Annotated in this window: 24 protein-coding genes; all 24 read left to right on the top strand. The window is 44.0% G+C overall.

Going from position 1 to position 22,485, the window contains the following annotated elements; all coding sequences use genetic code 11:
- Nucleotides 1–29: 29 nt before the first annotated feature.
- The 24 genes from D8801_RS08390 to purK all read left to right on the top strand — a co-directional run bounded on the left by D8801_RS08390 (nt 30) and on the right by purK (nt 22,480).
- Nucleotides 30–1,199 carry a pyridoxal phosphate-dependent aminotransferase gene (locus D8801_RS08390; RefSeq protein ID WP_125849146.1) on the top strand — a complete coding sequence of 390 codons (1,170 nt, stop codon included), beginning with the start codon at nt 30–32 and terminating at the stop codon, nt 1,197–1,199.
- Nucleotides 1,196–1,966, top strand: a complete 771-nt coding sequence (recO, locus tag D8801_RS08385) for a DNA repair protein RecO (RefSeq protein ID WP_125849144.1) — start codon at nt 1,196–1,198, stop codon at nt 1,964–1,966. Before D8801_RS08390 ends, recO begins: the two co-directional genes overlap by 4 nt.
- A complete protein-coding gene (gene plsX / locus D8801_RS08380) occupies nt 1,963–2,955 on the top strand; it encodes a phosphate acyltransferase PlsX (RefSeq protein ID WP_125849142.1) in 993 nt (330 codons plus the stop codon). The genes recO and plsX overlap by 4 nt, the downstream gene beginning before the upstream one ends.
- 4 nt (nt 2,956–2,959) lie before the next feature.
- Nucleotides 2,960–3,196: an acyl carrier protein gene (locus D8801_RS08375; RefSeq protein ID WP_125849140.1), complete on the top strand. Its 237-nt coding sequence runs from the start codon at nt 2,960–2,962 to the stop codon at nt 3,194–3,196.
- Between the two features lie 451 nt (nt 3,197–3,647).
- On the top strand, nt 3,648–3,791 hold the full coding sequence (locus D8801_RS08370; protein WP_000180834.1) for a class IIb bacteriocin, lactobin A/cerein 7B family: 144 nt from the start codon (nt 3,648–3,650) through the stop codon (nt 3,789–3,791).
- A gap of 15 nt (nt 3,792–3,806) precedes the next feature.
- Entirely contained in the window at nt 3,807–3,965 is a 159-nt protein-coding gene (locus D8801_RS08365; protein WP_001056955.1) for a class IIb bacteriocin, lactobin A/cerein 7B family, read from the top strand.
- 13 nt (nt 3,966–3,978) lie between these two features.
- Nucleotides 3,979–4,155, top strand: coding sequence for a hypothetical protein (locus tag D8801_RS09850; RefSeq protein ID WP_000797314.1), 177 nt, complete (start codon nt 3,979–3,981; stop codon nt 4,153–4,155).
- 206 nt (nt 4,156–4,361) lie between these two features.
- Entirely contained in the window at nt 4,362–4,517 is a 156-nt protein-coding gene (locus D8801_RS09845; RefSeq protein WP_165941768.1) for a hypothetical protein, read from the top strand.
- 38 nt (nt 4,518–4,555) lie between these two features.
- Complete coding sequence (locus tag D8801_RS08360) at nt 4,556–4,777, top strand: bacteriocin immunity protein (RefSeq protein ID WP_125849138.1); 222 nt, start codon at nt 4,556–4,558, stop codon at nt 4,775–4,777.
- 71 nt (nt 4,778–4,848) lie between these two features.
- Nucleotides 4,849–5,037 (top strand): hypothetical protein, encoded by a 189-nt coding sequence (locus tag D8801_RS08355; protein ID WP_000808741.1) that lies wholly within the window; start codon nt 4,849–4,851, stop codon nt 5,035–5,037.
- Nucleotides 5,038–5,061: 24 nt separating this feature from the next.
- On the top strand, nt 5,062–5,271 hold the full coding sequence (locus tag D8801_RS08350; RefSeq protein WP_000869802.1) for a hypothetical protein: 210 nt from the start codon (nt 5,062–5,064) through the stop codon (nt 5,269–5,271).
- A 324-nt stretch (nt 5,272–5,595) separates the two neighbouring features.
- Entirely contained in the window at nt 5,596–5,790 is a 195-nt protein-coding gene (locus tag D8801_RS09970; RefSeq protein ID WP_125416430.1) for a hypothetical protein, read from the top strand.
- Nucleotides 5,791–5,955: 165 nt separating this feature from the next.
- Entirely contained in the window at nt 5,956–8,109 is a 2,154-nt protein-coding gene (gene comA / locus D8801_RS08335; protein WP_125849136.1) for a peptide cleavage/export ABC transporter ComA, read from the top strand.
- Between the two features lie 12 nt (nt 8,110–8,121).
- Nucleotides 8,122–9,471 (top strand): competence pheromone export protein ComB, encoded by a 1,350-nt coding sequence (gene comB, locus D8801_RS08330; RefSeq protein ID WP_125849134.1) that lies wholly within the window; start codon nt 8,122–8,124, stop codon nt 9,469–9,471.
- A 167-nt stretch (nt 9,472–9,638) separates the two neighbouring features.
- On the top strand, nt 9,639–10,346 hold the full coding sequence (gene purC, locus D8801_RS08325; RefSeq protein ID WP_038804295.1) for a phosphoribosylaminoimidazolesuccinocarboxamide synthase: 708 nt from the start codon (nt 9,639–9,641) through the stop codon (nt 10,344–10,346).
- Between the two features lie 66 nt (nt 10,347–10,412).
- Nucleotides 10,413–14,138 (top strand): phosphoribosylformylglycinamidine synthase, encoded by a 3,726-nt coding sequence (locus tag D8801_RS08320; RefSeq protein WP_125849132.1) that lies wholly within the window; start codon nt 10,413–10,415, stop codon nt 14,136–14,138.
- 93 nt (nt 14,139–14,231) lie between these two features.
- Complete coding sequence (purF, locus tag D8801_RS08315) at nt 14,232–15,674, top strand: amidophosphoribosyltransferase (RefSeq protein WP_125416438.1); 1,443 nt, start codon at nt 14,232–14,234, stop codon at nt 15,672–15,674.
- 44 nt (nt 15,675–15,718) lie between these two features.
- Complete coding sequence (gene purM / locus D8801_RS08310; protein ID WP_125416440.1) at nt 15,719–16,741, top strand: phosphoribosylformylglycinamidine cyclo-ligase; 1,023 nt, start codon at nt 15,719–15,721, stop codon at nt 16,739–16,741.
- Entirely contained in the window at nt 16,738–17,289 is a 552-nt protein-coding gene (gene purN, locus D8801_RS08305) for a phosphoribosylglycinamide formyltransferase (protein ID WP_125416442.1), read from the top strand. Before purM ends, purN begins: the two co-directional genes overlap by 4 nt.
- A gap of 44 nt (nt 17,290–17,333) precedes the next feature.
- Nucleotides 17,334–17,798: a GNAT family N-acetyltransferase gene (locus D8801_RS08300; RefSeq protein WP_000571268.1), complete on the top strand. Its 465-nt coding sequence runs from the start codon at nt 17,334–17,336 to the stop codon at nt 17,796–17,798.
- 1 nt (nt 17,799) lies between these two features.
- Nucleotides 17,800–19,347 carry a bifunctional phosphoribosylaminoimidazolecarboxamide formyltransferase/IMP cyclohydrolase gene (purH, locus tag D8801_RS08295; RefSeq protein ID WP_125849130.1) on the top strand — a complete coding sequence of 516 codons (1,548 nt, stop codon included), beginning with the start codon at nt 17,800–17,802 and terminating at the stop codon, nt 19,345–19,347.
- A gap of 121 nt (nt 19,348–19,468) precedes the next feature.
- Entirely contained in the window at nt 19,469–20,734 is a 1,266-nt protein-coding gene (gene purD, locus D8801_RS08290) for a phosphoribosylamine--glycine ligase (RefSeq protein WP_125849128.1), read from the top strand.
- 191 nt (nt 20,735–20,925) lie between these two features.
- Complete coding sequence (gene purE, locus D8801_RS08285; RefSeq protein ID WP_125849125.1) at nt 20,926–21,414, top strand: 5-(carboxyamino)imidazole ribonucleotide mutase; 489 nt, start codon at nt 20,926–20,928, stop codon at nt 21,412–21,414.
- The gene (gene purK / locus D8801_RS08280; RefSeq protein WP_125849123.1) at nt 21,401–22,480 is read left to right on the top strand and encodes a 5-(carboxyamino)imidazole ribonucleotide synthase; all 1,080 of its coding nucleotides are present in this window, start codon (nt 21,401–21,403) and stop codon (nt 22,478–22,480) included. The genes purE and purK overlap by 14 nt, the downstream gene beginning before the upstream one ends.
- Nucleotides 22,481–22,485: the final 5 nt, after the last annotated feature.

Below are 22,485 nucleotides of genomic sequence, written 5' to 3'. Positions count from 1 at the left end.
TACTATGTTCTGTAAGCAAGGGGGTATCTATGGACTTAACCAAGCGCTTTAATAAACAATTAGATAAGATTCAAGTGTCCTTGATTCGTCAGTTTGATCAGGCAATTTCAAAGATCCCTGGAGTTCTGCGTTTGACCTTGGGAGAGCCTGATTTTACAACGCCAGATCATGTCAAGGAGGCAGCCAAGCGAGCCATTGACCAGAACCAGTCCTACTATACAGGGATGAGTGGCCTGCTGACCTTGCGCCAGGCAGCCAGTGATTTTGTAAAAGAAAAATACCAGCTAGATTATAATCCTGAAAATGAAATCTTGGTTACAATTGGGGCGACAGAGGCTTTATCTGCTACTTTGACAGCTATTTTGGAAGAGGGAGACAAGGTTCTCTTACCAGCTCCTGCCTATCCAGGATATGAGCCGATTGTCAATCTAGTTGGGGCAGAGATTGTCGAGATTGACACGACTGAAAATGGTTTTGTCTTGACTCCTGAAATGTTGGAAAAGGCAATTTTGGAGCAAGGTGACAAGCTCAAAGCGGTTATTCTCAACTATCCGGCTAATCCGACAGGAATTACCTATAGTCGGGAGCAGTTGGAAGCCTTGGCAGAAGTTTTACGCAAGTATGAGATTTTCGTTGTCTGTGATGAGGTTTACTCAGAATTGACCTATACAGGGGAAGCTCATGTGTCTCTAGGAACTATGCTGAGAGACCAGGCTATTATTATCAATGGCTTGTCTAAATCGCATGCTATGACAGGTTGGCGTTTAGGCTTTATCTTTGCACCTGCTGCTTTCACAGCCCAGTTAATCAAGAGTCACCAGTACTTGGTAACTGCCGCAAACACTATGGCTCAACATGCTGCGGTGGAGGCTTTGACCGCTGGTAAAAACGACGCAGAGCCTATGAAGAAGGAATACATTCAGCGTCGAGATTATATTATCGAGAAGATGACTGCTCTTGGTTTTGAGATTATTAAACCAGACGGGGCCTTCTATATCTTTGCTAAAATTCCAGCGGGTTACGATCAAGATTCCTTTTCTTTTCTCAAGGATTTTGCTCAGAAGAAAGCCGTTGCCTTTATCCCGGGTGCTGCCTTTGGGCGTTACGGAGAAGGCTATGTGCGTTTGTCTTATGCGGCCAGCATGGAAACGATCACAGAGGCCATGAAACGACTTGAGGAGTATATGAGAGAAGCATGATTCAGTCTATCACGAGTCAAGGCTTGGTGCTCTACAATCGTAACTTTCGTGAGGATGACAAGCTAGTCAAAATTTTTACCGAGCAGGCTGGCAAACGCATGTTTTTTGTCAAACACGCTGGTCAGTCCAAACTGGCTCCTGTTATTCAGCCATTGGTGTTGGCACGATTTCTCTTGCGAATCAATGATGATGGGCTCAGTTACATCGAGGACTATCATGAGGTGATGACCTTTCCCAAGATTAATAGTGACCTCTTTGTCATGGCCTATGCGACCTACGTAGCAGCTCTTGCAGATGCTAGTTTGCAGGATAATCAGCAGGATGCTCCCTTGTTTGCCTTCTTGAGAAAGACTTTAGAGTTGATGGAAGAGGGCTTAGATTATCAAGTTTTGACCAATATTTTTGAAATTCAAATCTTGACCCGATTTGGAATTGGGCTCAATTTTAATGAGTGTGTCTTTTGTCATCGGGTTGGTCAGGCCTTTGACTTTTCTTTCAAATATGGAGCCTGCCTCTGCCCAGGCCATTATCATGAGGACGAGAAACGTTGCCATCTGAATCCCAATATCCCTTATCTGCTCAATCAATTTCAAGCTATTGATTTTGAGACCTTGGAAACCATTTCGCTCAAGTCCGAAATCAAGCAAGACTTGCGCAAGTTTATGGATCAGATCTACGAAGAGTACGTCGGGATTCACCTAAAATCAAAGAAATTTATCGATTCCCTAGCCGACTGGGGACAATTACTAAAAGAGGAAGACAAATGAAAAAAATCGCAGTAGATGCTATGGGGGGCGATTATGCACCTCAAGCCATCGTTGAGGGTGTCAACCAAGCCCTAGCTGACTTTTCAGATATTGAGATTCAACTTTACGGAGATGAAGCTAAAATCAAGCAATATCTAACAGCTACAGAGCGCGTTAGCATCATCCATACGCATGAGAAAATTGACTCAGATGATGAGCCGACAAAAGCTATCCGTAAGAAGAAAAATGCCAGTATGGTATTAGCGGCTAAGGCAGTCAAAGAAGGAGAGGCAGACGCTGTCCTCTCGGCTGGGAATACAGGTGCCTTGTTGGCTGCAGGATTCTTCATTGTAGGTCGTATCAAGAATATCGACCGTCCTGGACTCATGTCGACCTTACCGACCATTGATGGCAAAGGCTTTGACATGCTAGACCTTGGAGCCAATGCGGAAAACACAGCCCAACACCTGCATCAATATGCTGTTTTGGGTTCCTTCTATGCCAAGAATGTTCGTGGGATTTCGAAACCACGTGTTGGTTTGCTCAACAATGGAACAGAAAGCAGCAAGGGAGATCCGCTTCGTAAGGAAACATACGACTTGCTAATAGCTGATGAAAGTTTGAACTTTGTCGGAAACGTGGAAGCGCGTGATTTGATGAATGGCGTTGCGGATGTTGTCGTAACAGATGGTTTCACGGGAAACGCTGTGCTCAAATCCATCGAAGGTACAGCTATGGGAATCATGGGCTTGCTCAAGACGACTATTACAGGTGGTGGTCTTCGAGCAAAACTTGGTGCTCTCCTTCTCAAGGATGGCCTTAAAGGTTTGAAAAAGCAACTCAACTATTCAGATGTTGGAGGCGCTGTTTTGTTTGGTGTCAAGGCACCTGTTGTTAAGACTCATGGCTCAAGTGATGCTAAAGCTGTGTACAGTACGATTCGCCAAATTCGTACCATGCTCGAAACAGACGTAGTTGCTCAAACTGCGCGTGAATTTTCAGGAGAATAAAAAGATGACAGAAAAAGAAATTTTTGACCGTATTGTGAACATTATCCAAGAGCGACAGGGAGAAGACTTTGTCGTGACAGAAGCTTTGAGTTTGAAAGACGATCTCGATGCAGACTCAGTGGACTTGATGGAGTTTGTCTTGACGCTAGAAGATGAATTTGGTATCGAGATCAGCGATGAGGAAATTGACCAATTGCAAAGTGTAGCAGATGTGGTCAGAACTATTAAAGGTAAGATATAGCCAAAAGCAACATGCAAGTCATGTTGTTTTTTTGTTTGCAGAAAAAAGAAAAACGTTAAAATTTTTTGTAGAAATTGCGAATAAAGAGATGAGAAAGAAAAAAGGAGGAACGTTCATGTACATGCCAATCTTGTATCCATGGTACATCAAGTGGTTTTTAAAATAAAAATGAAACAGTTGTTCATTTTCGAATTGTTTTTCGAATAGATAGGTAAGAGGAAAAGGAAGGAGACTACGCGATGTATTTACCAATCTTATTGCCATGGTTTATCAAATGGTATTTAAAATAAATGAAATTTACCTGTTCATTTTAAATCACTTCTCGAATAGATAAGTGAGAAGAAAAGGAAGGAGAGAAAAAATGATTTCAGTAATTTATCCAATCTGGTTTTTAAAATGGTTTAAAATCTAGAAGTCGTAAACTAAAAAATAGAAATAAAGGAGAAAAAAGATGACAAACTTTGACAAAATGGAACAGAACTTTGTAACTCTTACAGAAGAAGAGTTGATGGATGTGGATGGGGGTTCTGTTACTGCTGTGGTAGTAGGGGGCATCCTACTTATTGGCGGTATTGCTTGGGGATACTTTATGTGATAATAGGAGGATAAAATGAATATGAATAATTTAAATAATTGGCCAGAGTTGACAGAAGACGAATTAATGAATACTGATGGAGGCGTGATCACATTCGCTACGATTGGTATTGGAGTGACTATTTTCCTTGGCGGTAGATTAATCGGGCAAGATTTAAAACGTAGGTTTGGATAAAAAGTGATTAGGTATGAAAAATCGAAAAAATTTAATAGGCGTGCTTTTAATCAGTTTTGGAGCACTCTGCGTTCTAGGTGATTTAAATGTAATTACCTTTAAAGTTGATCAGTATGTAGGCTCGGAATTATGGATTCCAATCCTTATTTTAATGATGAGTTATTTGGATTCAGGCAAAAACAAGGTTTAAAGAGAACTATTGTTAGTGTGTGGGAAATACTATTGAATAGTCATCTTTTAGTTACTATCAATGAAAAAAGAACTAAAAAAATGGAGAAATAAATGAAGATTTCAGAAGAATTTTCAGTAATTATTATATCAGCTTCAGGAATAGTAGAGCTTTTGGTTGGAGTAGCTATTGGATTAGCCAGTATTATTTAAAAAGGAGAGAGAAAAATGAAAAAACTGGATGAAAAATTTGACATCATGACAGAAGCAGATTTGGCTCTTACTGAAGGAGGCTTCGTTGTCACTACTTCCACAGCAATAGCTTGGGGTATATTAGGAGTAGCTTCTTATATGTATGGGCGTTATCTAGGAAGTAGACGTTAAGCTAAAAATTTGGGATAAAGTAGGTAAGGAAATTAACCATGAATCACAACATTAATCTCAACACACTCTTACCTAAATTAGCCACTGTATTTCCTTTGTTGGCAATCGGCCTGCATCTTGCGCTTCATGTGATTCGTACAGGTTCATTAGTATCCTTTGATTGGCAATGGACTTTAGTTGGCTTGCTTGCTTCTGGCTATTTTGGTATTTTTTGTAAAGATTTGTCAAAAGATAATCAAAACTATAAAAGATCAATCTGAATGAAAAGGATTTTGTGCATGTGAATGGCGGAGTTTTTCCGCCTTTCTTATCAGGTAAATAGGAGTCTACCATGAAACAATTCTTATTAGGATTTGCTGAGGGGTATTTTATCGTATCGCTTATTATCTACATCGTAACGTATTTGATTTTGAAAAATCCGATCAATACCCTATTTTATCCAGAAACCTATCCGATTCTGCTTGGGTTGTTTTATGTAGGATACAAGTACAAAACAAAAGAAAGCAAGATTGGAAATTGATGGACTATCAGATTGGAGTTTGGGATGAAAGTTGTTCAATTACTACGCAAAGCTTGGCTAGAGACCACTGTATTATTTAGCTCGATGGCTTATCTAATTATTAGAATCGTAGCTGATGTAAACAAAATAAATCTACCTACATGGTTTGAATATTTTGATATACCTACGATTTCATTATTCTTGATGACCTTTATCTTACTTTATAGAAGTGAAGAAAAAGATAACAAACGATGACAACATGAGTCTGATCTCTGTAGCTCCAGCATAAAATAAATCTTGGAGTGTTAGACCAATGAACCATAATCTGCATTTAGTGAGGAAGGTGTCCGTATGTTAAAAAAGAAGTGATCTTATTAGGGGGTCTTCTACTAGTACGCATTGTACTTTCTATCCTTCAAGTTTTAATGGACTATAGGCTATTACCAGGGAAGTATAGTGTAAATTTCATGGAAGTCTCAGACTTATTCTCTTATCCCCTACTTCTTTTAATCATTTACATAGCGGTAAAATACCATACTATTCTCAAAAGAGAAAGTAAAGAAAGTAATGAGAACCGAAATGAATAAGATTTTAAAATCCTTCATTGTATTTATTTTTCTATTTTTAATGAATATTCTCATCTTTACGATACTAGCAACTCTTGGATTTCAGGTGACAATGAGTGAAAGTAGTTATCTGGTACCACCTGTGTTTTCGTTTATCGTTTTATACACCATTCACAAAAGAAGTGGGAAAGGTAAGAAATCTTTGTAATTGAATGATCTAGGCAGGACACTTGTTCTGCCTATTTGCTTTGACTAAAAGTGCTGTTCAGGTATGAATATTGTTTTTTCAGAAATAATTTTCCGATTTCTTCTTCGTTTGGTTAAAATAATCTTACAAAGTTTTTAAGAGATTGTTAGAAAAAAGGAGATGGATATGAAATTTGGGAAAAGACACTATCGTCCTCAGGTGGATCAGATGGACTGCGGTGTAGCTTCATTAGCAATGGTCTTTGGCTACTACGGCAGTTATTACTCCTTGGCTCATCTACGAGAGTTGGCCAAGACGACCATGGATGGGACGACGGCTTTGGGCTTGGTCAAGGTGGCAGAGGAGATTGGCTTTGAGACGCGAGCGATCAAGGCGGATATGACGCTCTTTGACTTGCCAGATTTGACCTTTCCTTTTGTGGCTCATGTGCTCAAGGAAGGCAAATTGCTCCACTATTATGTGGTGATAGGTCAGGATAAGAAGACCATCCATATCGCTGATCCAGATCCTGGTGTCAAGCTGACCAAGATTTCCCGTGAGCGATTTGCGCAAGAGTGGACAGGGGTCAGTCTCTTTATGGCGCCATCTCCGGACTATAAGCCCCATAAGGAGAAAAAACAGGGGCTCCTATCCTTCTTGCCAATCTTACTCAAACAGCGTGGCTTAATTACCAATATCGTCCTAGCGACACTCTTGGTAACCCTGATCAACATTGTAGGTTCTTATTATCTTCAGTCCATCATTGATAGTTACGTACCAGACCAGATGCGTACGACGCTAGGAATTATTTCTATTGGTTTGGTCATCGTCTATATTCTCCAGCAGATTTTGTCTTATGCTCAGGAGTATCTCTTGCTGGTCCTTGGGCAACGCTTGTCAATTGACGTGATTTTGTCCTACATCAAGCATGTTTTTCACCTGCCGATGTCCTTTTTTGCGACACGCAGGACAGGAGAGATTGTATCTCGTTTTACGGATGCTAATAGTATCATTGATGCGCTAGCTTCGACCATCTTGTCTATCTTTTTAGATGTGTCGACGATTTTGATTATTTCGCTTGTCTTGTTTTCACAAAATATGACGCTCTTTTTCATTAGTCTGCTTGCACTTCCCATCTATACAGTGATTATCTTTGCCTTTATGAAGCCTTTTGAAAAGATGAATCGGGACACTATGGAAGCCAATGCAGTTCTGTCTTCTTCTATCATCGAGGACATCAACGGTATTGAGACTATTAAATCTTTGACTAGTGAAAGTTCACGCTATCAAAAGATTGATAAGGAATTTGTAGCTTATCTGAAAAAATCTTTTACCTATAGTCGGGCAGAAAGTCAGCAAAAGGCATTGAAAAAAGTTGCTCAGCTCCTGCTCAATGTTGCCGTTCTCTGGATGGGAGCAGTTCTCGTCATGGATGGCAAGATGAGTTTGGGTCAGCTGATTACCTATAATACTTTGCTTGTTTACTTTACCAATCCTTTGGAAAATATCATCAACCTACAAACCAAACTTCAGACAGCGCAGGTTGCCAATAATCGCTTAAATGAGGTTTATCTAGTAGCTTCGGAGTTTGAGGAGAAGAAAACGGTAGAAGATCTGAGCATGATGAAGGGAGAGATGACCTTCAAGCAGGTTCACTATAAGTATGGCTATGGTCGTGACGTCTTGTCGGATATCAATTTGACCATTCCGAAAGGATCTAAGATGGCTTTCGTGGGGATTTCAGGGTCGGGAAAGACCACCTTGGCCAAGATGATGGTTAATTTTTACGATCCAAGTCAGGGAGAGATTAGTCTGGGTGGTGTCAATCTCAATCAGATTGATAAAAAAGCTTTGCGCCAGTACATTAACTATCTGCCTCAACAGCCTTATGTCTTTAACGGGACGATTTTGGAGAATCTTCTCCTTGGAGCCAAGGAGGGGACGACACAGGAGGATGTTCTGCGAGCAGTCGAGTTAGCTGAGATTCGGGAAGATATTGAGCGCATGCCACTGAATTACCAGACAGAGTTGACTTCGGACGGAGCTGGAATTTCTGGCGGACAACGGCAGCGAATCGCTTTGGCGCGTGCTCTCTTGACGGATGCACCTGTCTTGATCTTGGATGAGGCAACTAGCAGTCTGGATATTTTGACAGAGAAGCGGATCGTGGATAATCTCATGGCTTTGGACAAGACCTTGATTTTCATCGCCCACCGCTTGACCATTGCTGAGCGGACAGAGAAAGTTGTTGTCTTGGATCAGGGCAAGATTGTCGAAGAAGGTACCCATGCAGACTTGCTTGCTCGAGGTGGATTTTACGCTCATTTGGTCAATAGCTAGAAAGAGGAGAAGATGAAACCAGAATTTTTAGAAAGTGCGGAGTTTTACCATCGTCGTTACCATAATTTTTCCAGTCGGGTGATTGTACCCATGTTTCTTCTGCTCGTGTTTTTACTTGGCTTTGCAGTTTATGCAGAGAAGGAGATTAGTTTGTCTACCCGAGCTACTGTCGAACCTAGTCGGATCATTGCCAACATCCAGTCGACTAGCAATCAACGCATCGTGGCCAATTATCTAGAAGAAAACAAACTAGTCAAGCAGGGAGATCTACTGGTTCAGTACCAGCAAGGGGCGGAAGCTGTTCAGGTTGAAGCATACACCAGTCAGTTGGAGATGTTTAAGGATCAAAAAAAGCAGTTGGGTTATTTGCACTCCAGTTTGAAAGAGGGGAGTGATCAATTTCCAGAGGCGGATAAGTTTGGTTATCAGGAGATGTTTCGAGACTATCTCAGCCAAGCTAGTAGTCTTAGGAGTAATGTTTCTCAGCAAAATGCCAGCATCTCCTCACAGAATGCGGCAGCAAGTCAGAGTCAGTCCGAGATTGGCAATCTTATCAGACAAACACAGGATAAAATCCGAGACTACAACACAGCTAAGTCAGCGATTGAAAAGGGAGATCAACTGGATAGTCAGAATCCAGCCTACTCTTTTTACCAGACCTATAAAAACCAAGCTGGAGAAGATCCGCAAGCTAAATCGCAAGTTATTGCACAGGTGGATGCTCAAATTGCCCAGCTAGAGTCTAGTTTAGCTACTTATCGTGTACAGTATGCGGGATCTGGAGCTCAACAAGCCTACGCAAGTGGACTGGATAGTCAGCTTGAATCCCTTAAGTCCCAGCACCTAGTCAAAGTCGGTCAGGAATTAACCCTTTTGGATCAGAAAATTTTAGAAGCGGAGTCGGGTAAGAAAGTCCAAGGAGGTCTCCTAGATAAGGGGAAGATTACAGCAAGCGAGGATGGGGTACTTCACCTTAATCCTGAGACCAGTGATTCTACCATGGTTGCAGAAGGAACCCTGCTAGCCCAACTCTACCCGGCCTTGGAACGAGAAAGAAAAACCAAACTCACAGCTTATCTCAGTTCAAAAGATGTTGCAAGACTTAAGGTAGGTGATTCTATCCGTTTTACTACAAACAAGGATGCCAACAAAGAGCTCGTTCTTGTTTCTGCGATTACGAATATTGATGCGACAGCTACCAAGACTGAAAAGGGAAATTTCTTTAAAATAGAGGCAGAGACAAGTCTGGCTCCTGAACAGGCAGAAAAACTTCGCTACGGTTCAGAAGGACGTTTGACACTAATCACAGGAAAGAAGAGTTATTTGCGCTATTATTGGGATCAATTTTTGAATAGAGAATAATGTTTGTCTTTAACGCAATATTATACTTTTAAAACTGTAAAATGTTTCGATTTTACAGTTTTTCTTAATGTTAAAAAGAGCTACCTTCGCCGTCGTTCGCAAATTCTTGCTATTTCCGTTATTTTGTAGTAGAATGAAGTAAAGAAATATGAAAGGCGAACTTTAAAATGTCAAAAGAATTGATCTATTCGGGAAAAGCCAAGGATATCTATACAACTGAGGATGAAAATCTCATTATTTCAACTTACAAGGACCAGGCGACTGCTTTCAACGGTGTCAAGAAGGAGCAGATTGCGGGCAAGGGAGTTTTAAATAATCAGATTTCATCTTTTATTTTTGAAAAGTTGAATGCTGCTGGTGTAGCGACTCACTTTGTGGAGAAACTTTCGGATACGGAACAACTCAATAAAAAGGTTGAGATTATTCCTCTAGAAGTTGTGCTCCGCAACTACACGGCTGGATCCTTTTCAAAACGTTTTGGCGTTGATGAGGGCATCGCATTTGAGACTCCGATTGTCGAATTTTACTATAAAAATGATGATTTGGATGATCCGTTTATCAATGATGAGCATGTGAAATTCCTAAAGATTGCAGATGACCAGCAGATTGCTTACTTGAAGGAAGAAACCCGTCGTATCAATGAACTTTTAAAGGCTTGGTTTGCTGAGATTGGACTTAAATTGATTGACTTTAAGCTAGAGTTCGGTTTTGACAAGGATGGTAAGATTATCTTGGCAGACGAATTTTCACCAGATAACTGCCGTTTGTGGGACGCAGATGGCAACCACATGGACAAGGATGTTTTCCGTAGGGGGCTAGGTGAATTAACAGACGTTTATGAGATCGTCTGGGAGAAGTTGCAAGGATTGAAATAATCGGTTTGCAAGACTCTCAAGGTCGTTGGGAACATTGCAAGAGCTGAAATAAAGGAATAAGAATTGATGGATAAACGTATTTTTGTTGAGAAAAAGGCTGATTTTCAGGTCAAGTCAGAGAGTTTGGTAAGGGAGCTCCAGCACAACTTGGGACTTTCAACCTTAAAAAGTATTCGCATTGTGCAGGTTTATGATGTCTTTGATTTGGCAGAGAACTTGTTTGCACCTGCGGAAAAACACATCTTCTCTGAGCAGGTGACGGATCATGTCTTGGACGAAGCGGCCGTGCAAGCGGATCTTGCCAACTATGCTTTCTTTGCCATTGAAAGCCTGCCTGGTCAATTTGACCAGCGTGCAGTTTCTTCACAGGAAGCCTTGCTTTTACTGGGAAGTTCAAGTGATGTAACAGTCAACACAGCCCAGCTTTATCTGGTCAATAAAGATATTGATGCGACTGAGTTAGAGGCGGTCAAGAACTACTTGCTCAATCCAGTTGATTCTCGTTTCAAGGACATCACGACAGGGATTGCCAAGCAGGAATTTTCAGAGTCGGACAAGACCATTCCTAAATTGACTTTCTTTGAAAGCTATACAGCAGACAACTTTGCTCGCTACAAGGCCGAGCAAGGGATGGCCATGGAAGTGGATGATTTGCTCTTTATCCAAGACTATTTCAAATCAATCGGGCGCGTGCCGACGGAGACGGAACTCAAGGTTTTGGACACTTACTGGTCTGACCACTGCCGTCACACGACTTTTGAGACCGAGTTGAAACACATTGATTTCTCAGCTTCTAAATTCCAAAAGCAATTGCAAGCGACTTATGACAAGTATATTGCCATGCGTGAGGAACTAGGTCGGTCTGAAAAGCCACAAACCTTGATGGATATGGCAACTATTTTCGGTCGTTATGAGCGTGCTAATGGTCGTTTGGACGATATGGAAGTGTCTGACGAAATCAATGCATGCTCGGTTGAAATTGAAGTGGACGTTGATGGTGTCAAGGAACCTTGGCTCCTCATGTTTAAAAACGAAACCCACAATCACCCAACGGAGATTGAGCCATTTGGTGGTGCTGCTACCTGTATCGGTGGGGCTATTCGTGACCCATTGTCAGGCCGTTCCTACGTTTACCAAGCTATGCGTATCTCAGGTGCTGGTGATATTACAGCTCCGATTTCAGAAACGCGTGCTGGGAAATTGCCACAACAAGTCATTTCTAAAACAGCGGCTCATGGTTATTCTTCATATGGTAACCAGATTGGGCTTGCGACGACTTACGTTCGTGAATACTTCCACCCAGGATTTGTAGCTAAACGCATGGAGCTAGGTGCAGTTGTTGGTGCGGCTCCTAAGGGCAATGTTGTCCGTGAAAAACCGGAAGCCGGTGACGTGATTATCTTGCTCGGTGGTAAGACTGGGCGTGATGGTGTCGGTGGTGCGACAGGGTCTTCCAAGGTTCAAACGGTTGAGTCTGTAGAGACTGCTGGTGCTGAGGTTCAAAAAGGGAATGCCATCGAAGAACGCAAGATTCAACGTCTTTTCCGTAATGGCGATGTCACTCGTCTTATCAAGAAATCCAACGACTTTGGTGCTGGTGGTGTCTGTGTGGCTATCGGTGAATTGGCAGATGGTCTTGAAATCGACCTTAATAAAGTGCCTCTTAAATACCAAGGTTTGAACGGTACAGAAATTGCCATTTCTGAATCACAGGAACGGATGGCAGTTGTGGTGCGTCCTGAAGACGTAGATGCCTTCGTTGCGGAATGTAATAAAGAAAATATTGACGCTGTTGTTGTGGCAACAGTGACTGAAAAACCAAATCTTGTCATGCACTGGAATGGTGAAATCATTGTCGACTTGGAACGTCGTTTCCTTGATACAAACGGTGTGCGCGTAGTCGTTGATGCCAAGGTTGTGGACAAGGATGCCAAACTTCCAGAAGAACGCACAACCAATGCTGACACACTTGAAGCTGATACCCTTGTGGTTCTGTCTGATTTGAACCATGCGAGTCAAAAAGGCTTGCAGACCATCTTTGACTGCTCGGTCGGTCGTTCAACGGTTAATCACCCACTTGGTGGTCGCTACCAACTCACACCAACTGAGGCATCTGTGCAGAAATTGCCAGTTCAACACGGTGTGACTCATACTGCGTCAGTCATGGCGCAAGGATTTAACCCTTATGTGGCAGAATGGTCTCCATACCACGGTGCTGCTTATGCGGTTATCGAAGCAACTGCTCGTTTGGTGGCTACTGGTGCAAACTGGTCCAAGGCTCGTTTCTCTTACCAAGAGTATTTTGAGCGCATGGACAAGCAAGCTGAGCGTTTTGGTCAGCCAGTAGCGGCTCTTCTAGGCTCTATCGAAGCACAAATCCAACTTGGCTTGCCATCTATCGGTGGGAAGGACTCTATGTCTGGTACCTTTGAAGAATTGACCGTACCGCCAACCTTGGTTGCCTTTGGGGTGACGACGGCAGATAGCCGTAAGGTCCTCTCTCCTGAGTTCAAGAATGTTGGTGAAAACATCTACTACATTCCAGGTCAAGCCTTGGCACAAGAGATTGATTTTGACTTGATCAAGCAAAACTTTGCTCAGTTTGAAGCCATCCAAGCTGGCCATAAAGTAACATCTGCATCAGCTGTCAAATACGGCGGTGTCATTGAAAGCTTAGCTCTTGCTATCTTTGGGAATCATATCGGTGCAGAGGTAACCTTGACTGAACTTGAAACGGCATTAACAGCTCAGCTAGGCGGATTTGTCTTCACCTCTCCTGAAGAAATTGCTGGAGTGGAGAAAATCGGTCAAACGACATCAGACTTTACACTCCTTGTCAACAGTGTGAAGCTAGATGGACACAAGCTTGACAGTGCTTTCCAAGGAAAACTGGAAGAAGTTTATCCAACAGAATTTGCCCAAGCTACAGAATTGGAAGAAGTTCCAGCTGTCGCTTCTACCGCAGTCATCAAAGCTAAAGAAACTATTGAAAAACCAGTGGTTTACATCCCAGTCTTCCCAGGAACCAACTCAGAATATGATTCAGCCAAGGCCTTCGAAAAAGAAGGAGCAGAGGTCAACTTGGTGCCATTCGTGACCCTGAATGAAGAAGCCATTGTCAAGTCAGTTGAAACCATGGTTGACAATATCGGCAAGGCTAACATCCTCTTCTTTGCAGGTGGTTTCTCAGCTGCGGACGAGCCAGATGGATCAGCTAAATTTATTGTCAATATCCTGCTCAATGAAAAAGTGCGTGCAGCCATTGATAGTTTTATCGCTCGTGGTGGCTTGATTATCGGTATCTGTAATGGATTCCAAGCCTTGGTCAAATCAGGTCTTCTTCCATACGGGAACTTCGAGGATGCCAGCAGTACTAGTCCAACCCTTTTCTACAATGATGCCAACCAGCACGTGGCCAAGATGGTGGAAACTCGGATTGCCAATACCAATTCGCCATGGTTGGCTGGCGTGCAAGTGGGTGATATCCATGCTATCCCTGTTTCGCACGGTGAAGGGAAATTTGTCGTGACGGCTGAAGAATTCGCGGAGCTCCGTGACAATGGTCAAATTTTCAGTCAATACGTTGACTTTGACGGCAAACCAAGTATGGATTCTAAGTACAATCCGAATGGTTCGGTAAATGCTATCGAAGGAATTACCAGCAAGAATGGTCAAATCATCGGTAAAATGGGACACTCAGAACGTTATGAAGATGGTCTTTTCCAAAACATCCCAGGAAATAAAGACCAGCACCTGTTCGCATCAGCTGTTCAATACTTTACTGGAAAGTAAGATTTGCAGATTTTCTAATAGATAGTATCAGTAATGTAAAAGTCAAGTAGATCTAGCTCTTGGTGCTACACAAATAAAAATTAGGTATAAAAAATGACATACGAAGTAAAATCTCTTAATGAAGAATGTGGTGTTTTCGGTATCTGGGGGCATCCAGATGCCGCTAAAATGACCTATTTTGGGCTCCACAGTCTTCAGCACCGTGGTCAGGAGGGGGCAGGAATCCTCTCCAATGACCAAGGACAATTGAAGCGCCATCGTGATATGGGGCTTTTGTCAGAAGTATTCAGAAACCCGGCTAATTTGGATAAATTGACAGGATCTGCTGCTATTGGACATGTGCGTTATGCGACTGCAGGAGAAGCTTCTGCGGATAATATCCAGCCTTTCATTTTTCGCTTTCATGATATGCAGTTTGGGCTGGCTCACAATGGGAACCTGACCAATGCAGAATCTCTTAAGAAAGAATTGGAACAAAGAGGTGCTATTTTCAGCTCAACCTCTGATTCAGAAATCTTAGCTCATTTGATTCGTCGGAGTCACAATCCTAGTTTGATGGGCAAAATCAAGGAAGCGCTCAGTCTTGTTAAAGGTGGCTTTGCTTATATCTTGTTGTTTGAAGATAAGTTGATTGCGGCCCTTGACCCTAATGGCTTCCGTCCGCTTTCGATTGGGAAAATGACCAACGGAGCGGTAGTGGTTTCCTCAGAAACCTGTGCTTTTGAAGTTATTGGTGCTGAGTGGATTCGAGATTTGAAGCCTGGAGAGATTGTGATCATTGATGATAAGGGCATCCAGTATGATAGCTATACAGATGATACACAGTTGGCGATTTGCTCTATGGAGTATATCTATTTTGCTCGCCCTGATTCTAATATCCACGGTGTCAATGTCCATACAGCTCGCAAACGTATGGGGGCTCAATTGGCGCGTGAATTTAAGCACGAAGCGGATATCGTGGTCGGTGTGCCAAATTCCTCACTCAGCGCAGCTATGGGATTTGCGGAGGAGTCTGGTCTGCCAAATGAAATGGGTCTCATCAAGAACCAATACACGCAACGCACCTTTATCCAACCGACTCAAGAATTGCGGGAGCAAGGGGTACGGATGAAACTGTCTGCCGTTTCGGGTGTTGTCAAAGGCAAACGTGTGGTTATGATTGATGATTCCATTGTCCGCGGGACAACCTCTCGCCGTATCGTTCAGCTTTTGAAAGAAGCAGGTGCGTCTGAGGTTCACGTTGCTATTGGAAGTCCTGCGCTAGCTTATCCATGTTTCTACGGGATTGATATCCAGACGCGTCAGGAGCTGATTGCGGCTAATCATACGGTCGAAGAAACCTGCCAAATCATTGGTGCGGATAGCCTGACCTATCTTTCTGTTGAAGGTTTGATTGATTCGATTGGTATTGAAACAGATGCGCCGAACGGTGGTCTCTGTGTCGCTTACTTTGACGGTGACTACCCAACTCCTCTCTACGACTATGAGGAAGAATATCGAAGAAGTTTGGGTGACAAGATCAGTTTTTACAAATAGACGGATAAAGACTCTCCATTAAATGAAAGGAAGAGGAGACAAAGATGACAAATAAAAATGCTTATGCCCAGTCGGGTGTGGATGTTGAAGCGGGTTATGAAGTTGTTGAACGAATTAAAAAGCATGTAGCTCGTACGGAGCGTGCAGGTGTTATGGGAGCTCTAGGTGGTTTCGGTGGCATGTTTGACCTTTCAAAAACAGGTGTCAAAGAGCCGGTCTTGATCTCAGGGACTGATGGTGTCGGAACCAAGCTCATGCTGGCCATCAAGTACGATAAACACGATACAATCGGTCAGGACTGTGTGGCCATGTGTGTCAATGATATCATCGCTGCAGGTGCGGAGCCTCTTTACTTCCTTGACTACGTCGCGACTGGCAAGAATGAACCAGCTAAACTAGAACAAGTCGTTGCTGGTGTGGCAGAAGGTTGTGTGCAGGCAGGCGCTGCTCTCATCGGTGGAGAAACGGCTGAAATGCCTGGTATGTATGGCGCAGATGACTACGATCTGGCTGGTTTTGCGGTCGGCGTGGCTGAAAAATCTCAAATCATAGACGGCTCAAAAGTAGCTGAAGGTGATGTTCTTCTCGGGCTTGCTTCGAGTGGTATTCACTCAAATGGTTACTCACTCGTGCGTCGTGTTTTTACCGACTACACAGGTGAGGAAGTCTTGCCAGAATTGGAAGGAAAGAAACTTAAGGAAGTCCTTCTTGAGCCGACTCGTATCTATGTCAAGGCTGTCTTGCCACTCATCAAGGAAGGGTTGGTCAACGGCATTGCCCACATCACGGGTGGTGGCTTTATCGAAAATGTTCCTCGTATGTTTGCCGATGACCTAGCTGCTGAGATTGAGGAAAGCAAAGTTCCAGTGCTTCCGATTTTCAAAGCCCTTGAAAAATACGGTCAGATCAAACACGAAGAAATGTTTGAAATCTTCAATATGGGTGTGGGGCTTATGTTTGCAGTTAGCCCTGAAAATGTAGGTCGTATTAAGGAATTACTGGATGAACCAGTCTATGAAATTGGTCGCATCGTCAAGAAAGAAAACGAAAGTGTCATCATCAAATGAAAAAAATAGCGGTTTTTGCCTCTGGTAATGGCTCAAATTTTCAGGTGATTGCCGAAGAATTTCCAGTGGAGTTTGTCTTTTCAGACCATCGTGATGCCTATGTGCTCGAGCGTGCAGAAAAGCTCGGCGTCCTGTCCTATGCTTTTGAACTCAAGGAGTTTGAGAACAAGGCGGACTACGAAGCTGCTCTTGTCGAACTCTTGGAAGAACACCAGATTGACTTGGTTTGCCTCGCTGGCTACATGAAAATCGTTGGGCCAACCTTACTTGGAGCCTACGAGGGGCGTATTATCAATATCCATCCAGCCTACCTGCCCGAATTTCCAGGAGCTCATGGGATTGAGGATGCTTGGGATGCTGGGGTTACTGAGAGTGGCGTGACCATTCACTGGGTGGATTCAGGTGTAGATACTGGAAAGATTATCAAGCAGGTCCGTGTGCCACGGCTAGATGATGATACTATCGAAAGCTTCGAAGCTCGTATTCATGAGGCTGAGTACAAGTTGTATCCAGAGGTGCTGGATAGCTTGGGAGTGGAGAGAAGGTAAGAAGTAAATCAAGTTTTGATTGCGCAATCTTGCTAGGAGAAAAAATGATTGAACTGAAATTGGTAGATGAGAGCAGTTTTCAGGCAGTGCTGGATTTGAAAATATCAGAAGCTGATGAACGAGCACGTTTCGTAGCTCCAAATGTGCGCTCTTTAGCTGATGCATGGCTCTACCGGAAAAACGAAGATGTGTTTCCGATGGCAATCTATTGGGATAAGCAAGTGGTTGGCTTTCTCCTGCTAGAAATAGACAAGGATGAAGCGGAATACTTTATCTGGCGGATAATGATTGGTCAGCAGTACCAAGGAAGAGGTTATGGTCGAAAAGCCTTGGAAGTTCTAATCAAAGAGGCCCAGATGGATAGAGCTTGCAGTCATATTACCGCAGATTATGTGGTTGGAAATGAAAAAATGAAGCACCTGTTGACTAGTCTGGGTTTTCAGGAAACAGGATTTATAGAAGAAAATAACGAAGTCGCTATGCGCTTGGATCTAAAGAAAGAGGAATAGAATGACGAAAAAGGCCTTAATCAGCGTCTCAGACAAAGCGGGTATTGTTGAATTTGCCCAAGAACTTAAAAAACTCGGTTGGGAGATTATCTCGACAGGTGGAACTAAGGTTGCCCTTGATAATGCTGGGGTGGAGACCATTGCGATCGATGATGTGACGGGCTTCCCAGAGATGATGGACGGTCGCGTCAAGACTCTCCACCCAAATATCCATGGTGGGCTCCTCGCTCGTCGTGATCTCGATAGCCACCTTGAGGCGGCTAAGGGCAATAAGATCGAGCTTATCGACCTTGTAGTGGTCAACCTCTATCCTTTCAAGGAAACAATCCTCAAACCAGACGTGACGTACGCTGACGCAGTTGAAAATATCGATATCGGTGGGCCATCCATGCTTCGTTCAGCGGCTAAAAACCATGCCAGCGTGACGGTTGTGGTAGACCCTGCTGACTATGCAGTGGTTTTGGACGAGTTGTCAGCCAATGGTGAAACGACTTACGAAACTCGCCAACGTTTAGCAGCCAGGGTTTTTCGTCACACAGCGGCTTATGACGCCTTGATTGCAGAGTTCTTCACAGCTCAAGTGGGCGAAAGCAAACCTGAAAAGCTCACTTTGACCTATGACCTCAAGCAACCAATGCGTTATGGGGAAAATCCTCAGCAGGATGCGGACTTCTACCAAAAAGCTTTGCCGACAGACTACTCAATTGCATCAGCGAAACAGCTCAACGGTAAAGAATTGTCCTTCAATAACATTCGTGACGCTGATGCGGCGATTCGTATTATCCGTGATTTCAAAGATCGTCCAACCGTTGTAGCTTTGAAACACATGAATCCATGTGGAATTGGTCAGGCAGATGACATCGAAACTGCTTGGGACTATGCTTACGAGTCTGACCCAGTGTCTATCTTTGGTGGAATTGTCGTCCTTAACCGTGAGGTGGATGCTGCGACCGCTGAGAAGATGCACGGCGTTTTCCTCGAGATCATTATCGCACCGAGCTATACGGATGAAGCGCTAGCCATTTTGACCAATAAAAAGAAAAACTTGCGCATCCTTGCTTTGCCATTTGACGCTCAAGATGCTAGTGAAGTGGAGGCAGAATACACAGGCGTGGTTGGTGGACTTCTTGTGCAAAACCAAGACGTGGTTAAGGAAAGTCCAGCCGACTGGAAAGTGGTGACCAAGCGCCAGCCAACCGAGACAGAAGCGACGGCTCTTGAATTCGCTTGGAAAGCCATCAAGTATGTCAAATCAAACGGTATCATCGTGACCAATGACCACATGACACTTGGCGTTGGCCCTGGTCAAACCAACCGTGTGGCTTCAGTCCGTATCGCCATCGAACAAGCTAAAGACCGCCTTGACGGCGCTGTTCTTGCTTCTGATGCCTTCTTCCCATTTGCGGATAACGTGGAAGAAATCGCCAAAGCCGGTATCAAGGCCATCATCCAACCAGGTGGCTCTGTCCGTGACCAAGAATCCATCGAAGCTGCTGACAAATACGGCTTGGCTATGGTCTTCACAGGCGTGAGACATTTTAGACATTAAAAAGATAAAAGGGAAGAAAACAGTTTCTTTCCTTTTTTGGCTTAAAATGCTAAGTGAAACAAGATTAAAACGAACGTCTGTGATATAATGTTAGTAAATAATTCGCAAAAGAGGTTGAAAGATGAAGCTGTTAGTTGTAGGTTCAGGAGGTCGTGAACATGCGATTGCCAAGAAGTTGCTTGAGTCAAAAGACGTTGAAAATGTTTTTGTAGCTCCTGGGAATGACGGAATGACTCTGGATGGTCTGGAATTGGTAAACATCTCTATTTCCGAACATTATAAGTTGATTGAATTTGCAAAAGCCAATGATATTGCTTGGGCCTTTATCGGTCCTGATGATGCCCTTGCCTCTGGTATCGTAGATGATTTTAACAAAGCTGGGCTCAAGGCTTTTGGTCCGACTAGGGCTGCAGCCGAGCTGGAGTGGTCCAAGGATTTCGCAAAGGAAATCATGGTCAAATATGGTGTTCCGACAGCAGCCTATGGCACTTTTTCAGATTTCGAGGAGGCCAAGGCCTATATCGAGGAGAAAGGCGCTCCAATCGTCGTCAAGGCGGATGGATTGGCTCTTGGGAAAGGTGTTGTCGTAGCTGAAACGGTTGAGCAAGCGGTCGAAGCCGCTCATGAGATGCTTTTGGACAATAAGTTCGGTGACTCAGGCGCGCGTGTGGTTATCGAGGAATTCCTCGACGGAGAAGAGTTCTCTCTCTTTGCCTTTGTCAATGGGGACAAGTTCTACATCATGCCGACGGCTCAGGACCATAAACGTGCCTATGATGGCGATAAGGGACCTAACACGGGCGGTATGGGAGCTTATGCGCCAGTTCCTCACTTACCACAGAGTGTGGTTACCACAGCGGTTGACACTATTGTCAAGCCAGTCCTTGAAGGCATGATCCAAGAAGACCGCCCTTATCTTGGTGTCCTTTACGCTGGTCTTATCTTGACAGCTGATGGACCTAAGGTGATCGAGTTCAATGCTCGTTTTGGAGATCCTGAAACTCAGATTATCCTGCCTCGCCTAACATCTGACTTTGCACAAAATATCACGGATATTCTCGATGGCAAGGAGCCGAACATCACGTGGACGGACAAGGGTGTGACTCTGGGTGTGGTTGTCGCATCCAAGGGCTACCCGCTAGACTATGAAAAAGGTGTCAAGTTGCCAGCCAAAACCGATGGCGATATCATCACCTACTATGCAGGGTCTAAGTTTTCGGAAAATAGCAGAGCACTGCTATCAAACGGTGGACGTGTCTATATGCTGGTTACCACAGCCGATACCGTCAAAGAATCCCAAGACATCATCTACCAAGAACTATCCCAACAAAAAACAGAAGGCCTCTTTTACCGAACAGATATCGGAAGCAAGGCAATAAAAGATTAACAGATACAAAAATTGTCATGGCGAGCGAAAGCGAGCCACTATAGGATAATCGTCGCAGTAGTGGAACTCCTAGTAGCAAAGCTACTAGGAGCGGAAAACTGGAGACCTAGGCTCCAGTTTTAGTAATGGAACGCCTTAGGAGGTCGCTTACGTCCGCACTACATTAGACGATTATTAAAAAAGGAGAAGAAATGAAACCAGCAATTTCCATTATCATGGGCTCAAAATCCGACTGGGTCACCATGCAAAAAACAGCAGAAGTCCTCGACCGATTCGGTGTAGCCTACGAAAAGAAGGTTGTCTCTGCCCACCGCACACCAGACCTCATGTTTAGACACGCCGAAGAAGCCCGCAGTCGCGGTATCAAAGTCATCATCGCAGGTGCTGGTGGCGCAGCTCACTTACCAGGTATGGTAGCAGCTAAAACAACTCTCCCTGTCATCGGGGTACCTGTCAAATCGCGTGCCCTTAGTGGTGTGGACTCGCTCTACTCTATCGTACAGATGCCGGGTGGTGTGCCTGTGGCAACTATGGCCATTGGTGAAGCAGGAGCGACAAACGCAGCCCTCTTTGCTCTCCGTCTCCTTTCAGTAGAGGACCAGGCTATCGCGACAGCATTGGCAGATTTTGCAGAAGAACAAGGAAAAATCGCAGAGGAGTCTACCAATGAGCTCATCTAAAACAATCGGAATTATCGGTGGCGGTCAGCTGGGTCAGATGATGGCCATTTCTGCTATCTACATGGGGAACAAGGTCATCGCGCTGGATCCTGCGGCGGATTGCCCAGCCTCTCGCGTGGCGGAAATCATCGTGGCCCCTTACAACGATGTAGAGGCTCTTCGTGAGTTGGCAGACCGTTGTGATGTTCTCACTTATGAGTTTGAAAATGTCGATGCTGACGGTTTGGATGCCGTTATCAAGGATGGACAACTCCCTCAAGGAACAGACCTGCTCCGCATTTCTCAAAATCGCATCTTTGAAAAGGACTTTCTCTCAAACAAGGCCCAAGTGACAGTTGCACCCTACAAGGTTGTGACTTCAAGCCAAGACTTGGCAGATATTGACCTATCGAAAAACTATGTCCTCAAGACTGCGACAGGTGGCTACGATGGGCATGGACAAAAGGTTATTCGCTCGGAAGCAGATTTGGAAGAAGCCTATGCGCTAGCTGACTCAGCAGACTGCGTTTTGGAAGAATTTGTCAACTTTGACCTTGAAATTTCTGTCATCGTATCAGGGAATGGCAAGGATGTGACGGTTTTCCCAGTTCAGGAAAATATCCACCGCAACAATATTCTTTCAAAAACAATTGTGCCTGCTCGCATTTCAGAAAGTCTAGCTGAAAAAGCCAAAGCTATGGCAGTGAGAATCGCTGAGCAACTGAACCTCTCTGGAACCCTTTGCGTGGAAATGTTTGCGACAGCCGATGATATTATCGTCAATGAGATTGCCCCGCGTCCACACAATTCAGGACACTACTCAATCGAAGCCTGCGACTTCTCGCAGTTTGACACCCATATTCTCGGTGTTCTGGGGGCACCATTGCCAGCTATCAAATTGTATGCGCCTGCTGTGATGCTCAATGTTCTGGGCCAACACGTCGAGGCTGCTGAAAAGTATGTCGCAGAAAATCCAAGCGCCCACCTCCACATGTATGGTAAAATAGAAGCGAAGCACAACCGCAAGATGGGGCATGTGACTTTGTTTAGTGGTGTGCCAGATGAGGTTGAAGAGTTTGGGGAGTAGTGATA

The organism is Streptococcus oralis, from assembly GCF_003943415.1.
Lineage (GTDB): Bacteria > Bacillota > Bacilli > Lactobacillales > Streptococcaceae > Streptococcus > Streptococcus oralis_BJ.
The sequence above is the reverse complement of the archived record's forward strand: the minus strand, read 5'-3'. Positions and strand labels throughout refer to the sequence as shown.

Coding starts and splice junctions, on each gene's coding strand:
- D8801_RS08390 (WP_125849146.1), top strand. CDS start 30: ATGGACTTAACCAAGCGCTTTAATAAACAATTAGATAAGATTCAAGTG.
- recO (WP_125849144.1), top strand. CDS start 1,196: ATGATTCAGTCTATCACGAGTCAAGGCTTGGTGCTCTACAATCGTAAC.
- plsX (WP_125849142.1), top strand. CDS start 1,963: ATGAAAAAAATCGCAGTAGATGCTATGGGGGGCGATTATGCACCTCAA.
- D8801_RS08375 (WP_125849140.1), top strand. CDS start 2,960: ATGACAGAAAAAGAAATTTTTGACCGTATTGTGAACATTATCCAAGAG.
- D8801_RS08370 (WP_000180834.1), top strand. CDS start 3,648: ATGACAAACTTTGACAAAATGGAACAGAACTTTGTAACTCTTACAGAA.
- D8801_RS08365 (WP_001056955.1), top strand. CDS start 3,807: ATGAATATGAATAATTTAAATAATTGGCCAGAGTTGACAGAAGACGAA.
- D8801_RS09850 (WP_000797314.1), top strand. CDS start 3,979: ATGAAAAATCGAAAAAATTTAATAGGCGTGCTTTTAATCAGTTTTGGA.
- D8801_RS09845 (WP_165941768.1), top strand. CDS start 4,362: ATGAAAAAACTGGATGAAAAATTTGACATCATGACAGAAGCAGATTTG.
- D8801_RS08360 (WP_125849138.1), top strand. CDS start 4,556: ATGAATCACAACATTAATCTCAACACACTCTTACCTAAATTAGCCACT.
- D8801_RS08355 (WP_000808741.1), top strand. CDS start 4,849: ATGAAACAATTCTTATTAGGATTTGCTGAGGGGTATTTTATCGTATCG.
- D8801_RS08350 (WP_000869802.1), top strand. CDS start 5,062: ATGAAAGTTGTTCAATTACTACGCAAAGCTTGGCTAGAGACCACTGTA.
- D8801_RS09970 (WP_125416430.1), top strand. CDS start 5,596: ATGAATAAGATTTTAAAATCCTTCATTGTATTTATTTTTCTATTTTTA.
- comA (WP_125849136.1), top strand. CDS start 5,956: ATGAAATTTGGGAAAAGACACTATCGTCCTCAGGTGGATCAGATGGAC.
- comB (WP_125849134.1), top strand. CDS start 8,122: ATGAAACCAGAATTTTTAGAAAGTGCGGAGTTTTACCATCGTCGTTAC.
- purC (WP_038804295.1), top strand. CDS start 9,639: ATGTCAAAAGAATTGATCTATTCGGGAAAAGCCAAGGATATCTATACA.
- D8801_RS08320 (WP_125849132.1), top strand. CDS start 10,413: ATGGATAAACGTATTTTTGTTGAGAAAAAGGCTGATTTTCAGGTCAAG.
- purF (WP_125416438.1), top strand. CDS start 14,232: ATGACATACGAAGTAAAATCTCTTAATGAAGAATGTGGTGTTTTCGGT.
- purM (WP_125416440.1), top strand. CDS start 15,719: ATGACAAATAAAAATGCTTATGCCCAGTCGGGTGTGGATGTTGAAGCG.
- purN (WP_125416442.1), top strand. CDS start 16,738: ATGAAAAAAATAGCGGTTTTTGCCTCTGGTAATGGCTCAAATTTTCAG.
- D8801_RS08300 (WP_000571268.1), top strand. CDS start 17,334: ATGATTGAACTGAAATTGGTAGATGAGAGCAGTTTTCAGGCAGTGCTG.
- purH (WP_125849130.1), top strand. CDS start 17,800: ATGACGAAAAAGGCCTTAATCAGCGTCTCAGACAAAGCGGGTATTGTT.
- purD (WP_125849128.1), top strand. CDS start 19,469: ATGAAGCTGTTAGTTGTAGGTTCAGGAGGTCGTGAACATGCGATTGCC.
- purE (WP_125849125.1), top strand. CDS start 20,926: ATGAAACCAGCAATTTCCATTATCATGGGCTCAAAATCCGACTGGGTC.
- purK (WP_125849123.1), top strand. CDS start 21,401: ATGAGCTCATCTAAAACAATCGGAATTATCGGTGGCGGTCAGCTGGGT.